Here is an 11,944-nt window from a genome sequence, read left to right on the forward strand (position 1 = left end):
TGCCATGTCCCGTGCAACGCGCCGCATCGTCGTCGCGCACCTCACTGACCGCGGCATGAGTCCGGCGGATATTGCCGCTGAGCTGGGAGTTTCCCGCGACACGGTGCGCAGGGACCTGGCGGACGCGCCCCCGCTGGCGCCCGCTCCGGAGCCCAAGCCTGCGCCGCCGGTTGCGGCCGGTCTGCTGCTGCCCGACGAGCCGCAGTTGCGCCGCAATCTCGCGGTGCTCACCGCCGCATACGGTGCGCGCCCGGAGGACGCGGCCCGATTCGCGATCCGCCAGGCCGCCCGCCACGTGCGCGCCTGGCGAGCCGCCCGCGGCTGACGCGAGGAAATGGCACTGCCCCCGGCCGTCGTACGCGGTCCGGGGCAGTGCTGTGGTTCGTCCCGTCAGTTGCGCGCCCTGCGCTCCGCGCGGCGCCAGGCCCAGTACAGGCGCTCAGCCTCCGGGCAGACGGGCCGTCCTACCTCCGGACGGTCGACGTCCGGCATGCAGACAGTGCAGCCGATGCAGTGGTCGGCGAGCGCGATGAACGCTGCGTCGGCCGACACCTCGCCACCCTCGGCGGCCTGGCTGGCGCTCACTGCTGGCCCTTGTGTGCTTCGGCGCGGTGGCGGCGCAGCAGCACGCGGTAGTCGATCGCCCGGGAGAGGTCGCCCTCAAGCTCGGCGGCCTGCTCCTGGTTCTCCAGCCGGATGCAGTCGGCGCATGCGGGCACGGTCGGGGTCGGCGGGGTTGCTCTACGATTCACGGTGTCGTCGCTCCCTTGTGGCGGTGGCCACGCCCCCGGGCCCTGACCGACCGCGGGGGTCCCTTGTGGCCCGACACGCTACCGCAGGCGCGATATGCGCGATACCCCCGATAGGCGCGCGTGCCTCGCCATGCGCGCTCTCCCTGCCTAGCTTCGAGCTCATGAAGTGGAAGCCTGGCGAGCCGAAGTGGCGGCAGTTGTACGAGGTCCTGCGGGAACGCATCCTCGACGGCACCTATCCGCCGGGCAGCAAGTTGCCAAGCGTTGTGCAGCTCACGGCGGAGTACGACATCTCGGAGGTGCCGGCGCGGCACGCGCTCAAGGAGCTGCGCGCGGTCGGCCTGGCGGAGATGCACGTCGGCGAGGGAACGTTCGTCACGGAGTTGCCGACGCCGGAAGAGCAGTAGGCCCCGGCTGGATGCCGGGGCTCGGGAGCATGGCCTACAGGCTGCGGTTCATGGCGATGCCGTGTTCGGCGGCCAGGGCGACAAGCCGGTCAGGGTCGGCAGGGCAGTGCACCTCATGGCGCAGCAGCACCGCGCCGGCTTCCGTCACCTTCACCTCGTTGTCGCACTGCGGGCAGTCGTAGGTCAGTTCGGCCATGCGGTAGATGGTGAGGGCGGTCTGTACCGGCTGGGGGTAGTGGAGCGGCACGACCGGCATGACGATGGTTGCCGGGCCTCGCTGCCATACCTCGTGTCCCTCGTCGGCCATGCGGAGGCGTACGGGGACGGCGGCCCGCACGGTGGCGAGCAGCCGTTCGTTTCGCTTCTGAAGCTGCCAGCGCCTGCCCTCGCAAGCGGAGTTGAAGCGGAGAACCGGCGGGCTGACGTCACGGCGAACCAACAAGAGCGTGCTTGAGGTCCTGGCCGACGAGGGCTTGGTACAGCATGTGCAGGGAGAGGGCGTGTTCGTGATCGCGCTCCCCGGGGAGCCCGCGGACGCGTAGGAACGCCGACACCCATGACGCCCCTCGCGCGTGATCCTGCCGCGATCGCCCGCCTGTGACCTGCTGAAACGGCCTGTTGAACGGATCCGTGATCCTTGCAGTCGGATTGTTTCGCTTCAGTTATTCTTCTTCGACGGGTCCGCCGCAGTGGATGCACACGCCAGGCTGCATGATCCCGTCGCGGCAGTCGTGAGGGAAACCGCCTGGCCCGTCGTACTCGCGCGTCATTTCGGCGTAACAGCTCCGGGAGCGCTCGCACCGGGTGCAGCAGTCATGACTTGTGATGAACCGGTGCGCCTTCTTCTTGCACCCTCCATGGCCGCACCGCCGGTACCCGCCGGACCCGCTGCTGAAGTGTGTGCCGAAGCTGCCTGGGTCGTCGCCAAACCTGCGGCGGACATCCTCGTCTGCCTCGGCGGTGTCGCGCGGCCATGCGCTTACGACGAACTGCCCGACAACTGCGGCAGCACCCAGTACAGCCCATCCCCATTTGCCACGCATGTGGCTTCCCCCTTGTGGTCGGTTCAGCGACGACGGTATCGGGTGTCACCGCTGGCTGGGATGACAGCTCCTCACGCGCTTCAGGGATGTCGTACTGGTGCGGCACGGGCCCTGGCCCGGTGGTGGGGACGCGAGGGCCCCGGACCTTCCCTGATGGAAGGGCTCCGGGGCCCTCGTCATGTCCGCGGTCACTCGCCGAGCATGAGCCGGTCGTACGTGGTGCGGTGCTCCTCGAATGTGCGCACCTGATCGGCGCTGCACATCGCGAGCAACTGCTCACGGGTCTCCGGAGGCCGGTAGTGGTCGGCGGCGGCCTCGGCGGCGCGGCGCTCCTGTTCGGCGGCGAACCGGGCGTAGGCGGGCGACACGTAGCCCTGCTGCTCGACGGTGCGGCGGCGCGGTGCCGGATCGGGCGCGGCGGCGGTGACGTGCTCGCGGGTCACTTGGACTTGCCCCCCTTCGCGGCGGCCAGGAAGGCGCGGACGACGTCCCGGTGCCGGTGCGCCTGCTCGGCGAGCGGGGCCCGGTCGAACGCGGTCTCCCCCGGGCCGGTCGGCACGCCGGCCGCGGCCTCCGTCACCAGGACGGCGAGCAGTCGGGCGGCGCCGATGTGGGACCGGGAGTCGTCGCCGAACGCGAGGGCAGCCGTGGTCGGGTCGACGGTCGGCGCGGTCCGCGTCGCCTTCACCCGGCACGATTCCCGGGTGACGTATCCGTCCTGCTCGACCTGCTCGTAACGGTGCATCGGCCCGGCGCCGGCCGACCGAAGCATGCGGGCCGCTTCGGTGACGGCCTGGTCGTGGGCGTCGGCGGCGGCGAGCATGTCGGCGATCGCCGTGCGGGCCCGGTCGTACGCCTCGGCCACGGGCGCACGGCCGGCCCGCTCCTCGACCACGGTGAGCGCGTTCGCAACCAGGGCGGCGCGGTGCTGCTCGGCGGCCTTGGCGGCGGCGCGCTCGGCCTTCCTGCGGGCGGCTTCGGCGCGGAGCTTGGCGAACCCTGACAGCTCGCGCTGCTCGGCGAGTTGCTGCGGGGTGACCTTGTCGTCTCCGTCGCGCACGCGCTCTTCGAGGGCGTCGAGCAGGGCGTCAGCCTCGCGCGCTTCGGTTTCGGCCTGGGCGACTTCGGGCGTTGTGCCGATGCCGGGTGCGGTGGTCATGGTGTGGCTTGTCCTCCGTGGCGGAATGTGTCAAGTGAGGCCCGGTCGATCGCCCATGTGCGGGTGCCGATGCGGCGGGCGGTGAGGGTGCCGTACCGGGCGAGGCGCCGCACGTACCCGGCGGTGCAGCCGAGCAGTGCGGCGGCCTCGCTCACCGACACCTCCGTAACCGGGGCCACGGTGGCAGTGGCGGGTGGCACGGTGCCGTTATCGGAACTGTGGTCGATTACGGCGGCGCGGTGGAGGTCACGGAGTAGGGCGCGGGCGTCTGGGGTCAGTGCGCCGCCTCCGGTGCGGACGCGGTCGCCGAGGTACAGCACGACGGCGTTGAAGACGGTGGGGGCGAGGGTGCGCGGCACGATGACGGCGCCCTCGTTGACGGGTCGGCTGCTCATTGGCGCCGCCTCGGGACGGTCGTTCGATTTTGTTACCGCGCTGTTCGATTTTGGCGGGGTGTCGCTGCTGTCGACTCCCTCGGCGTCGGTTCGGCCCTCACGCGCGCGAGGTTGGCCCAGTCCACTGGCGGTCTGTTCGCCGCGAGATAGCTTGGCGGCGTGCCGTGCCCGTAGGCCGTGGGTGCGCTGCTCGGCGAGTGCGGCGCGGTCGGCTGCCTGCTGGTCGCGGCGGGCGCGTACGGCGGCTATGCGGGCGGCTATGGCCTGCTCGACGTGGCTAACCATGGGCGGCCCCGTCCTGCTCGGCGGCGGTGCGGGCGAGCCGTGCCGCGAGGGCGGGGTTCGAGCGGGACAACTTCCGCAGGGTGCGGGTCAAGGCCTGCTGCTCGCGGGCCAGTGCGGCGCGGTGCCGGGCCGACTTCCCCTCGACCTCGGTCGCATCCTTGGCGAGCCGGTCGAGGATGTCGGCGGCCTCGGCGGCGATCCGGGCGACCTCGGCGAGCAACTCGGAGTCGTGGCGGCGACCTTCGCGGGCGAGGCGGGCCAGAGCACGGCGGAACCGGCGGTTGGCATCGTCGAGCTGGTCACGGCCGGGGTAGCCGCTCGGCTGCTCACCGGGGGCAGTGGGGGTACTAGGCATGGGGTTGGTCCTCTCGTACATGTACGTGCGCCCGCGAGGCGATCCGGGGCGCGACCGGTCGCGGACGCCGGTGCTGTGGTTCAGGTGCGCGCGCGAGACGGGGTGCATCACAGGGGGACATCAGTTCGATTGGGTGGTCTAGAGGTGGGCCCGGCGCGGTACGCATCCGGGCCCGGTGGTCCGGGGTCTGGTCTGGGGGTGGTCCGGGGTTGTTCGGCCCTTGTTTCCGCTGGTCAGGCGGGGGTGGGCCGGGTGGTCCGGGCTGAGTCGCGGAACTATCTGTGGATAGTGCGTGCGGGTGTGCGCCTGTGTGCGCGGGAGACTTTCTGGAATTGCCCGGACCACCCGGACCAGGTGGTGTGACCTGCGTTTTTGCATGCCACGCACCCCGGACCGATCCCGGACCATTACCCGGACCACCCTGGGCGCGGTGTCGGGCGGTCGAGCCGTACGCCGATGTACGACGGTGTCCGGACGCCACCGATGCGGATCTTGGATTCCTTGATGCCCGCGCCGGCGGCGAACAGGTCGCGGCTGAACGTCGGCTTCGTGCCCGGGTGGTCACGCCCTTCGGTGCGGCACCAATCGCGCCATGCCTCGTACAGGTCGTCCTTCGGCGTGCTGGCCTCGGGGTCGAGCTGGCACCAGTCGGCGAGGAACGCGCGGATCGGGCTGGTACTGGCGTTGAGCAGGGCGACGGCCTCGGCGGACGATGCGGGTTCGACGAGACGTCCGCGGGCGGAGAGCCGGTCGAGACCGTCGAGGGCCCAGTTCAGGATGCCCGGCATCTCGCGGGCCAGGTCGCGTTCGAGGGTGGTGTCTTCGCGTCCGAGGTTGCTGATCGTCATGGTGAGGATGAGCAGCCGGGATGCGATGGCGCCGGATGAGTCGCGGAACGCGGGCAGTTCGTTGGACAGCAGCATGAACCGCGCCGGGAGCCGTCCGGACCATGGTTCCTTGTGCTTGCGGTCGACGGTGACGGCGTCCTCACCGGAGATGGTGAGTAGTCGTTCGACGATGGTCTCGGCGCCCTGTCGGGGAAGGCGGGCGTCCGCGACGATCGCGAGGGACTTCCCGACGAGGTCGGCGAGACCGAAGTTCGTCGTCAGGGACGACATGGTCGGGCCGGTCATGTTCCGCTTGCCGACCAACGCGGTCAGGGTGCGGGCGATCGTGCCCTTACCGGACCGCATGGGGCCGACGATGAGGAGCATCTTCTGTAGGTCGGTGCGTCCGGATAGGACGTATCCGAACCACTCCTGTAGGGCCTGGACCGCGTCGGGGTCGTCGGGCCAGATGGAGTTCAGGAAGCCGAGCCACCGCGCCGGGGCGGGTGCCGCGGGGTCGTAGTCGAACGGCACGGACACGCGGTTGAAGAACATGGGCGTGAGCGGGTGCAGTTGCCGCGTGGTGACGTCGAGCAGACCGTTCTCACAGGCGACGATGGTGAGCCGCTCACGGTCCGGCGCCGCGAGCCACGTCGGGGGCTCGGTGTCCGCGGGCAGGTGCACGATCGCGGCCATGGCTTCCATGAGGTTCGCGACCTTCGCCGAGGTAGGCGCCCAATCGACGGTCTTGTCCCGTCCGTTGCGGTCGGTCGTGGTGTAGGTGGCGTGCTCGACGCGCGGGTACAGGTCGGCGCGCATGGCGGCGGCGTCGTCCTCGTCCCAGTGCGGGCCACGCCACCGCATCCACGCACCGCGCCAGTGCCGCAGGGTGAACGTGCCGTGGTCCTGCCAGGCGGGCAGCAGCGCGCGGGCGACCGCCATGGGATGGGTCGGCGAGGGGAGGTGCAGCGGCTCGGCCGGCGCCTCGGCGGGCGGCGGCACGTAGTCAGGGGACAGGTGGGGGAACAGCTGAACCACCGGCTCAGGCTCGGGCCTGGCCGGTGACACGGCGTCGCCGTAGTCGGCGGTCATCGGGGGGCGGACTCCAAGGTCTTGCGGGCGGTGGGCAGGTCGACTTGGCGGCCGTCGACGAGGTGCCGGCGGTAGCCGGGGCGGCCCGGGACGGCGACCGGCGGCCAGCCGGGGGCGGCGGTGACGGGGCGCGGCGGGCGGCGGCCGGCGCGGGCCCGGACCTCGGCGACCGTGGGCCGCTTCGCGAGGGCGGGGGCGATCCGGCGGGCTTCGGCGTCCGCGTCGGCGACGATGCGGCGCCACCACTCCTCGGGGTCGTCGGTGAGCAGCCGGTCGAGTTCGTCGGCCTCGGCGCGGTGCTGGCGCCAATGCTCGGCGGCCTCGAAGATGGCGGCGGCCTTGCGGGGGTCGTTGGCGACGAGGGCGCGCCAGGCGGGGCCGCCGTACGTGGGCCAGGTGTCGACGCCGAGCGCGGTCACCTGGACGGCGGCCCATACGGCGACGGCGTCCGTCGTGGCGGGGTTCGTGCGGGGGCTGGTCATGCCGGGGCCACCTCTCGCAGGTTCAGGCGTGCGGCGACCTCGGCGACGGACCAACCGCGGGCGGTGAGCCGGTCGGCTTCGGCACGCAACTCGCCCGGGGTCAGGCCGTACGTGCTTGGCGCGGCGGGCGCGACCTCGTGCAGCTCGGGGTCACGGTGGGCGCCGCAGGGGAGCGGCGCGGTGCGGGCCGCGGCGGCGTGGCGGCGGCGCAGTTCGGAGGGAACGCCGGACGTCCCCGGCGCCGAGGCGGCGCCGGGGGGCACGGTCATGGTGCGGTTAGTCACCGGGCGCCCCGCAGGGCATCGACGAGGGCGGCCTCGACGACGTCGAGCGGGGCGCCGAGCTCGGCCGACGCGACCTGGTACAGGATGCCGACGGCGGCCAGGCCGGACGCGGCGGCCCGGACGTCGCCGCGCATGACGGCGGCGCGGTACTTGTCCGCCTCCGACTTCATCAGCTCGGCGAGCTTGGCGATACCGGACGGCACCTCGACGGCGCCGGGCACGGTCACGAACGTGTTCGCGCGCTGGGCGGCGATCACCGGATCGGCGGCGCGGTCCCCATCGAGTAGGACGGAGGGGAAGGCGGGGGCGTCGGTAAGCGAGGCGACGGGCGCCATGGTGGTGGGCTGTGCGAGCATTGCTCTGTGCCTATCTGTGAGGCGCGGCCCGGGGAGTTGCTGAGGAGCGATGAACCCCGGGTCGCGGTGTTTCTACGGGTGGGTGCTGGGCCCTCAGCGCGGGATTACGCGGTGCGCCAACACCGCGCCCTTAGCTGAGGGCCGCTTCATGCGGCTATGGCCTGGGAGTCGAGCCACTGCTCGATGTCGTCCCAGCGGGCACGGAGGTGACGGCCGACCTTGATGAACTTCGGGCCGCCGCCACGGTGGGACCACTGGTAGACCGTGGACAGGGGCACGCCGACGTAGTCCGCGAGTTCCTGCGGGGTGGCGAGCTTGCGGCGCTGGGTGGGCGCAACTTCGAGGGAAAGGGCGCGGGTGGGCATGCTGCTCCTGTTCGAGCGAAGGTATCGTTCCGCTGCACGACGATCTTCCAGCGCCTTGCACTGACTGTCAAGCGGACGATAATCTTCGCTCCATGGAGTCAGGGTCAGGACAAGAAAGCGTGCAGGGCGGCGCCTCCAATGAGGCGCCAACCCCCGAGGAATGGGCTGCTGAGCTTGAACGGGCGCCTACCTTCGGCGTCGCCTTGGGCCGGCGCCTCCAAGAATTGCGCGAGGCTCAAGAGCTCACCGCGGAGCAAGTGGCGCAGACGGCGCAACGTCTCGGCCTGTCGTGGCATCGGCCGACAGTGGGCCAGATCGAAAAAGGCAAGCGCGGTATCAGCGGCGTTGAACTCCTGTTGCTGCCCGTGATCTACGGTCAGCCGCTCCGGGAGTTGCTGCCCGAGGGGGCGGTGTGGCTTACGGATGAGGCAGCCGCTCGGCGGAGCTCCATCCTCGCCAACCTCAACGACCCCATCCAAGGGGCGAACATGGCGCCTGGCCAATGGCACCTCAAGGGCTTCGACATGGACGAGACCATGCGACAGGTTGAGCGCCTGGTCGTGCAGACCATGGCCAGGTGGCCGGCGGGCGCGAAGCGCAATCCGACTCCCGACGAGGCGGAGGGCAAGGCAGCGAAGCGGCTCGACACCACCCCCGAGTACGTGGCATACGCGGCGCGGGAGCTGTGGGGGCGGAGTCTGACGGAGGAGCGGGACGCCCGTTTGAGTGACCGCGCCACCGCGCCAGAAACGCCCCGAGCACTCCAGAGTGCCCGCGGCCACATCACCCGCGGTCTACTTACGGAGTTGGAGCCAGTCATTCACCAGTACGAACAGCACCGCATCGACCCGGACGGGCCGTTCAGATGGGTGCCGCCGGGCGAGACCGAAGGGGAGGGGCCGGAGCATGGCTAGCGTCTACGACCGGTGGCACCTCTCCCGCCCGAAGAAGGGCGCCGAGCCCTGCGCCGAGCACTCCAGCAAGACGCGCCTCCTCGTGCCCAGCAAGGACCACGGCAAGGGCAAGCGCTGGCAGGTCCGTTGGCGCGACGCGGCGGGGGAGCAGCAGAAGGAGAACTTCGCCAAGCGCAGCCAGGCCGACACCCGCGCGGCCACGATCGAGGCGGACCTTGCCCGCGGCCTGTACGTCGACCCGGCGGCCGGCAAGGAGAGCTTCCGTGCGGTCGCCGAGCGCTGGCGTACCTCGGCGGTACACCGGGACGGCACCACGTCGCGTGTTGAGCGGGCCTTGCGGATTCACATCTACCCGACGTTCGGGGACCGGCCGATCGTGACGATCCGGCCGTCCGAGGTGCAGGCATGGGTCAAGGACCGGTCGCAGGTCCTCGCCCCGTCCACGCTGCGGGTGACGTTCGCCTACCTGGTATCCGTGATGCACACCGCCGTACGGGACCGGACGATCGCTGTGAACCCGTGCGCAGGCATCAAGCTTCCCGAGGTGCGCCGCCCGGAGATCGTCCCGCTCCACAAGGATGCGGTTCGGGCGCTGATCGAAGCGGCGCCGCCCCGGTACCGCGCCATGATCCTGCTCGCCGTTGCCTCGGGCCTGCGGCAGGGTGAGGTGTTCGGTCTGGAAGTCGAGTGCGTCGACTTCCTGCGGCGCGAGGTGATCGTGCGGCAGCAGCTCATCACCCCGGACAAGGGCACCGACGCCGACCCGGAGGAGACGCCCGAGCCGTACCTCGGCGAGCCCAAGACGCACGAGAGCTACCGCACCGTTCCCCTCGCCGGCCTGGCGGTCGACGCCCTCGCGGCGCACCTACAGCAGTACCCGGCGGCCGAAGTCGACATCGAGGACCGGACGGACCCGCGGAAACCACGCCGCCGCAAGGCACGCATGCTGTTCACCACCGACCGCGCCGATGTCCTCAAGCGGGCCAACTGGTCACACGTCTGGGCGCGCATGGAGGAGCGGGCGAACGAAGCCCTCAGCAAGGCGTACGCCGAGGCGTACGCGGCATGGGTGCAGCGCGGCCGGCCGAAGGGCGAGGAGCCCGCGCCCGTACGGGTGCCGGACGGGGCGAGTATGCACGACCTGCGCCACTTCTACGCCTCGGCGCTCATCAAGAACCGGGAGAGCGTGAAGACGGTTCAGAGGCGCCTCGGCCACTCGAAGCCATCGATCACGCTCGACATCTACACCCATCTGTGGCCCGACGATGAGGACACGACGCGGGCAGCCGTCGAGGCGGTCCTCAGCGATGTGCCCGCGTTGTGCCCTCAGCCCAAGATCATTTCCGGATAGTGCAGGTCAGCCGCTCGGGTCAGCGGTAGTTCACGAACTGCAGGGCGAAGTCGAAGTCCTTGCCCTTGAGCAGCGCGATGATGGCCTGCAGGTCGTCGCGGCTCTTGGAGCTGACCCGCAGCTCGTCGCCCTGTACCTGGGCCTTCACGCCCTTCGGGCCCTCATCGCGGATGATCTTCGCGACCTTCTTCGCGTTGTCCTGGGAGATGCCCTCCTCGATGGACGCGAAGATCTTGTACTCCTTGCCCGAGAGCTGGGGCTCGCCCGCGTCCAGGGCCTTCAGGGAGATGCCCCGCTTGATCAGCTTGGACTGGAAGACGTCGAGGACAGCCTTCACCCGGTCCTCGGAGTTCGCCTCCATGAGGATCTTCTCCCCGGACCACGAGATCGAGGCACCCACGCCCTTGAAGTCGTAGCGCTGCGAGATCTCCTTGGCGGTCTGGTTGAGGGCGTTGTCGACCTCCTGCCGCTCGACCTTCGAGACGATGTCGAAACTGGAGTCGGCCATGTCCTGTGGCTCCTTGTATCGGGGTGCGTACCGGGCTGCGCACCGGATGCGTACCGGCGTACGTGAAGCGGCCCCCGAGCCCGGCATCGGTCCCTGGCCGCATCCGGACCAGCCTAGTCATCCCCCGGCCCCCGGGTGATGATCAATCGGGTGGCGAAGCACCCCTGCCCATCGGGTATTGTTTACGTCGTTGCCACGGAGCACCGCCGAAAAGCGGTTCGACGGCAGCGACCCCGGCGGTGTGCCCGAGCGGCCAAAGGGAGCAGACTGTAAATCTGCCGGCTCAGCCTTCCCAGGTTCGAATCCTGGCGCCGCCACATTGGGGAAGACCCCCTCCGGACTGCGGAAACGCAGTCCGGAGGGGGTCTCTTCGCGTCCGTGGGCGCCTTCCTGTCCGCGGGCGGAGGTCCGGGGCACACTGGGCCCATGTCGTCCCGTCGCCGCCTCTGTCCCGAGTGCCGTCGTGAGATCGCCGTCGTCGCCGGGCGGTACGCGCGGCACGATCCGCCCGGCGCCCGGGGGAGCGGGGAACTGACCTCGTGCCCCGGGTCACGCAGGCACGCCCGACTCGGGGCGGAACAGCCCTCGCTGGACGGCTATGCGGTCCCGGAGTTCCCCGGACAGATGCCCCTCTTCTAGCCCGTCCTCCAGCCCGGCCGGCTCAGTTGCCGGCCACCGACTTCACGGCCACCGACACCGGCGCGGGGCCGCTGATCAGCTCCAGGGTCAGGCCTGCCGTCGCGGGGGTGTCCACCAGCTCCGCCAGCACGGCGGCCACGTCGTCGCGCGGGACCGGGCCGCGGCCCGTGTGGGCCTCCAGGCGGATCAGACCGGTGCCGGCGTCGTCGGTGAGCTGACCGGGTCGCAGGACCGTCCAGTCCAGGGCGTCCAGACCGCGTACGTACGCGTCCGCCTCGCCCTTGGCGCGCAGGTACACGTCGAAGACCTCGTCGCCCCTGTGGGCCGGGTCCGCGCCCATGGACGACACGATCACGAAGCGCCGCACACCCGCGCGGACGGCCGCGTCGGCGAAGAGGACCGCCGCCGCCTTGTCCACCGTCTCCTTGCGCTCCACACCGCTGCCCGGCCCGGCACCCGCCGCGAACACCGCCGCGTCCGCGCCCTCCAGCCGCTCCGCGACCTCCTCCACCGACGCCGACTCCAGGTCGAGCACGACCGGTTCGGCACCCAGCTGCCGCAGTTCGTCGGCCTGTTCGGGTGCCCGGATGATGCCCGCCGCCTCGTCCCCCCGTGCGGTGAGCAACCGCTCCAGCCGCAGCGCGATCCGACCATGACCACCAGCGATGACAATGCGCATGCCTCCGACCGTACGCCGGGGCGACCCCGTCCGCCGCGCAACGCACCAGGG

19 protein-coding genes and 1 tRNA gene are annotated in these 11,944 nt (G+C 70.9%); 6 read left to right on the plus strand and 14 right to left on the minus strand.

Annotation, left to right across the window (positions count from 1 at the left end):
* Positions 1–4 precede the first annotated feature (4 nt).
* Positions 5–325: a helix-turn-helix domain-containing protein gene (locus ACH4VX_RS33170; RefSeq protein WP_398372824.1), complete on the plus strand. Its 321-nt coding sequence runs from the start codon at positions 5–7 to the stop codon at positions 323–325.
* A gap of 65 nt (positions 326–390) precedes the next feature.
* Here ACH4VX_RS33170 and ACH4VX_RS33175 read toward each other — a convergent pair whose 3' ends face one another.
* Positions 391–585 (minus strand): hypothetical protein, encoded by a 195-nt coding sequence (locus ACH4VX_RS33175; RefSeq protein WP_398372760.1) that lies wholly within the window; start codon positions 583–585, stop codon positions 391–393.
* Positions 582–752: a hypothetical protein gene (locus ACH4VX_RS33180; protein ID WP_398372762.1), complete on the minus strand. Its 171-nt coding sequence runs from the start codon at positions 750–752 to the stop codon at positions 582–584. Before ACH4VX_RS33180 ends, ACH4VX_RS33175 begins: the two co-directional genes overlap by 4 nt.
* A gap of 161 nt (positions 753–913) precedes the next feature.
* On the opposite strand from ACH4VX_RS33180, the gene ACH4VX_RS33185 reads away from it, so the two are divergent.
* Positions 914–1,159: a winged helix-turn-helix domain-containing protein gene (locus ACH4VX_RS33185; RefSeq protein ID WP_398372764.1), complete on the plus strand. Its 246-nt coding sequence runs from the start codon at positions 914–916 to the stop codon at positions 1,157–1,159.
* A 34-nt stretch (positions 1,160–1,193) separates the two neighbouring features.
* Here the strand turns inward: ACH4VX_RS33185 and ACH4VX_RS33190 are convergent, their stop codons facing one another.
* From ACH4VX_RS33190 to ACH4VX_RS33235, 10 genes are all read right to left on the minus strand, one after another.
* Positions 1,194–1,598, minus strand: a complete 405-nt coding sequence (locus ACH4VX_RS33190; RefSeq protein WP_398372765.1) for a hypothetical protein — start codon at positions 1,596–1,598, stop codon at positions 1,194–1,196.
* A 792-nt stretch (positions 1,599–2,390) separates the two neighbouring features.
* The gene (locus ACH4VX_RS33195; RefSeq protein ID WP_398372767.1) at positions 2,391–2,645 is read right to left on the minus strand and encodes a hypothetical protein; all 255 of its coding nucleotides are present in this window, start codon (positions 2,643–2,645) and stop codon (positions 2,391–2,393) included.
* Positions 2,642–3,361, minus strand: a complete 720-nt coding sequence (locus ACH4VX_RS33200) for a hypothetical protein (protein ID WP_398372768.1) — start codon at positions 3,359–3,361, stop codon at positions 2,642–2,644. Before ACH4VX_RS33200 ends, ACH4VX_RS33195 begins: the two co-directional genes overlap by 4 nt.
* Positions 3,358–4,041 (minus strand): helix-turn-helix domain-containing protein, encoded by a 684-nt coding sequence (locus ACH4VX_RS33205; RefSeq protein WP_398372770.1) that lies wholly within the window; start codon positions 4,039–4,041, stop codon positions 3,358–3,360. The genes ACH4VX_RS33200 and ACH4VX_RS33205 overlap by 4 nt, the downstream gene beginning before the upstream one ends.
* The gene (locus ACH4VX_RS33210; RefSeq protein ID WP_398372772.1) at positions 4,034–4,396 is read right to left on the minus strand and encodes a hypothetical protein; all 363 of its coding nucleotides are present in this window, start codon (positions 4,394–4,396) and stop codon (positions 4,034–4,036) included. Before ACH4VX_RS33210 ends, ACH4VX_RS33205 begins: the two co-directional genes overlap by 8 nt.
* 407 nt (positions 4,397–4,803) lie before the next feature.
* A complete protein-coding gene (locus tag ACH4VX_RS33215; RefSeq protein WP_398372773.1) occupies positions 4,804–6,315 on the minus strand; it encodes a phage/plasmid primase, P4 family in 1,512 nt (503 codons plus the stop codon).
* Positions 6,312–6,797 carry a DUF2742 domain-containing protein gene (locus ACH4VX_RS33220; protein WP_398372774.1) on the minus strand — a complete coding sequence of 162 codons (486 nt, stop codon included), beginning with the start codon at positions 6,795–6,797 and terminating at the stop codon, positions 6,312–6,314. The genes ACH4VX_RS33215 and ACH4VX_RS33220 overlap by 4 nt, the downstream gene beginning before the upstream one ends.
* Positions 6,794–7,066, minus strand: coding sequence for a hypothetical protein (locus ACH4VX_RS33225; RefSeq protein WP_398372776.1), 273 nt, complete (start codon positions 7,064–7,066; stop codon positions 6,794–6,796). The genes ACH4VX_RS33220 and ACH4VX_RS33225 overlap by 4 nt, the downstream gene beginning before the upstream one ends.
* 11 nt (positions 7,067–7,077) lie before the next feature.
* Positions 7,078–7,437: a hypothetical protein gene (locus ACH4VX_RS33230; protein ID WP_398372778.1), complete on the minus strand. Its 360-nt coding sequence runs from the start codon at positions 7,435–7,437 to the stop codon at positions 7,078–7,080.
* 146 nt (positions 7,438–7,583) lie between these two features.
* Complete coding sequence (locus tag ACH4VX_RS33235) at positions 7,584–7,802, minus strand: helix-turn-helix transcriptional regulator (protein ID WP_398372779.1); 219 nt, start codon at positions 7,800–7,802, stop codon at positions 7,584–7,586.
* 119 nt (positions 7,803–7,921) lie between these two features.
* Between ACH4VX_RS33235 and ACH4VX_RS33240 the strand changes: the two genes are divergently transcribed.
* Positions 7,922–8,716: a helix-turn-helix transcriptional regulator gene (locus tag ACH4VX_RS33240; protein ID WP_398372781.1), complete on the plus strand. Its 795-nt coding sequence runs from the start codon at positions 7,922–7,924 to the stop codon at positions 8,714–8,716.
* Positions 8,709–10,067, plus strand: coding sequence for a tyrosine-type recombinase/integrase (locus ACH4VX_RS33245; RefSeq protein WP_398372783.1), 1,359 nt, complete (start codon positions 8,709–8,711; stop codon positions 10,065–10,067). The genes ACH4VX_RS33240 and ACH4VX_RS33245 overlap by 8 nt, the downstream gene beginning before the upstream one ends.
* A gap of 19 nt (positions 10,068–10,086) precedes the next feature.
* Here the strand turns inward: ACH4VX_RS33245 and ACH4VX_RS33250 are convergent, their stop codons facing one another.
* On the minus strand, positions 10,087–10,575 hold the full coding sequence (locus tag ACH4VX_RS33250) for a YajQ family cyclic di-GMP-binding protein (protein WP_398372785.1): 489 nt from the start codon (positions 10,573–10,575) through the stop codon (positions 10,087–10,089).
* Positions 10,576–10,810: 235 nt separating this feature from the next.
* Between ACH4VX_RS33250 and ACH4VX_RS33255 the strand changes: the two genes are divergently transcribed.
* Positions 10,811–10,892 (plus strand) — tRNA-Tyr (locus tag ACH4VX_RS33255).
* A gap of 109 nt (positions 10,893–11,001) precedes the next feature.
* Positions 11,002–11,214: a hypothetical protein gene (locus ACH4VX_RS33260; RefSeq protein ID WP_398372786.1), complete on the plus strand. Its 213-nt coding sequence runs from the start codon at positions 11,002–11,004 to the stop codon at positions 11,212–11,214.
* 22 nt (positions 11,215–11,236) lie between these two features.
* On the opposite strand, the gene ACH4VX_RS33265 is transcribed toward ACH4VX_RS33260, so the two are convergent.
* Positions 11,237–11,893, minus strand: coding sequence for an NAD(P)H-binding protein (locus ACH4VX_RS33265; protein WP_398372787.1), 657 nt, complete (start codon positions 11,891–11,893; stop codon positions 11,237–11,239).
* Between the last annotated feature and the right edge of the window lie 51 nt (positions 11,894–11,944).

Origin of the sequence: Streptomyces sp. NPDC020731 (genome assembly GCF_044334705.1) — a bacterium.
Classification (GTDB): Bacteria; Actinomycetota; Actinomycetes; order Streptomycetales; family Streptomycetaceae; genus Streptomyces.

Coding starts and splice junctions, on each gene's coding strand:
- ACH4VX_RS33170 (WP_398372824.1), top strand. CDS start 5: ATGTCCCGTGCAACGCGCCGCATCGTCGTCGCGCACCTCACTGACCGC.
- ACH4VX_RS33185 (WP_398372764.1), top strand. CDS start 914: ATGAAGTGGAAGCCTGGCGAGCCGAAGTGGCGGCAGTTGTACGAGGTC.
- ACH4VX_RS33200 (WP_398372768.1), bottom strand. CDS start 3,361: ATGACCACCGCACCCGGCATCGGCACAACGCCCGAAGTCGCCCAGGCC.
- ACH4VX_RS33205 (WP_398372770.1), bottom strand. CDS start 4,041: ATGGTTAGCCACGTCGAGCAGGCCATAGCCGCCCGCATAGCCGCCGTA.
- ACH4VX_RS33210 (WP_398372772.1), bottom strand. CDS start 4,396: ATGCCTAGTACCCCCACTGCCCCCGGTGAGCAGCCGAGCGGCTACCCC.
- ACH4VX_RS33215 (WP_398372773.1), bottom strand. CDS start 6,315: ATGACCGCCGACTACGGCGACGCCGTGTCACCGGCCAGGCCCGAGCCT.
- ACH4VX_RS33220 (WP_398372774.1), bottom strand. CDS start 6,797: ATGACCAGCCCCCGCACGAACCCCGCCACGACGGACGCCGTCGCCGTA.
- ACH4VX_RS33225 (WP_398372776.1), bottom strand. CDS start 7,066: ATGACCGTGCCCCCCGGCGCCGCCTCGGCGCCGGGGACGTCCGGCGTT.
- ACH4VX_RS33230 (WP_398372778.1), bottom strand. CDS start 7,437: ATGCTCGCACAGCCCACCACCATGGCGCCCGTCGCCTCGCTTACCGAC.
- ACH4VX_RS33235 (WP_398372779.1), bottom strand. CDS start 7,802: ATGCCCACCCGCGCCCTTTCCCTCGAAGTTGCGCCCACCCAGCGCCGC.
- ACH4VX_RS33245 (WP_398372783.1), top strand. CDS start 8,709: ATGGCTAGCGTCTACGACCGGTGGCACCTCTCCCGCCCGAAGAAGGGC.
- ACH4VX_RS33250 (WP_398372785.1), bottom strand. CDS start 10,575: ATGGCCGACTCCAGTTTCGACATCGTCTCGAAGGTCGAGCGGCAGGAG.
- ACH4VX_RS33260 (WP_398372786.1), top strand. CDS start 11,002: ATGTCGTCCCGTCGCCGCCTCTGTCCCGAGTGCCGTCGTGAGATCGCC.
- ACH4VX_RS33265 (WP_398372787.1), bottom strand. CDS start 11,893: ATGCGCATTGTCATCGCTGGTGGTCATGGTCGGATCGCGCTGCGGCTG.